Raw genomic sequence first — 908 nt, forward strand, 5'->3', positions numbered from 1 at the left:
GTCAGCGTTCCGGCGCGCGAGGCCGCGCCGTCGATCGCGCCGGTCGTCACCGTCTTCCCCGGCGTCGCGACCGCCGGGTCAGCATCGAGGAGAGTACCATGACGTCGTTCGGCGGCCCCGTCTCGCGCCGCAGCCTGCTCGCCGCTGCCGCCGGCAGCGCGCTCGCCGCGCCCTTCGTGCTCCGTAGCGGGGCGCTGGCGCAGGCCAACCTGAAGCCGTTCCGGATCGCCTGGAACACCGGCGCGGTGTGCTCCGCGCCGGTCGGGCTCGCCATCGAGAAGGGGCTGTTCGCCAAGAACGGCCTCGCCGCCGAGACCGTCAACTTCGCCGGCTCGACCGAGCAACTGCTGGAGGCGCTCGCCACCGGCAAGGCCGAGGGCGCCGTCGGCATGGCGCTGCGCTGGTTCAAGCCGCTGGAGCTCGGCTTCGACGTCAAGCTCGTCGCCGGCACGCACGGCGGCTGCCTGCGGCTGCTCGGCTGGAAGCCGGCGAACGTGACGAAGCTCGAGGATCTCAAGGGCAAGACGGTGGCGATCAGCGACCTGTCGAGCCCGACCAAGAGCTTCATCTCGCTGCGGCTCGCCGACATCGGCATCGACGCCTCCAAGGACGTCGACTGGCGGGTGTTCCCGGGCAATCTGCTCGGCCTCGCGGTCGAGAAGGGCGAGGCGCATGCGCTCGCTCACTGGGATCCGGACACGCACTTCTATCTCAAGGATGAGCGCTTCGTGCAGATCGCCACCAATCTGGAGGGCGACTACGCCAACCGCACCTGCTGCATCCTCGGGGTGCCGGGCAAGCTGTTCCGCGACGACAAGGCGACCGTGCGGGCGGCGACCACGACGCTGCTGGAGGCCGCGGCGCTTTCCGCCAAGGATCCGCGCGCCACCGCGCAGGTCTATTTCGAC

At 70.5% G+C, this 908-nt stretch carries 1 protein-coding gene; it reads left to right on the plus strand.

The annotated features are described in order from the left end of the window. Nucleotides 1-98: 98 nt before the first annotated feature. Nucleotides 99-908: ABC transporter substrate-binding protein (locus ABTU92_RS29645; RefSeq protein WP_408095124.1), on the plus strand; the 810-nt coding region annotated here is incomplete at its 3' end.

It is taken from the genome of Rhodoplanes sp. SY1, from assembly GCF_046000175.1.
Lineage (GTDB): Bacteria > Pseudomonadota > Alphaproteobacteria > Rhizobiales > Xanthobacteraceae > Rhodoplanes.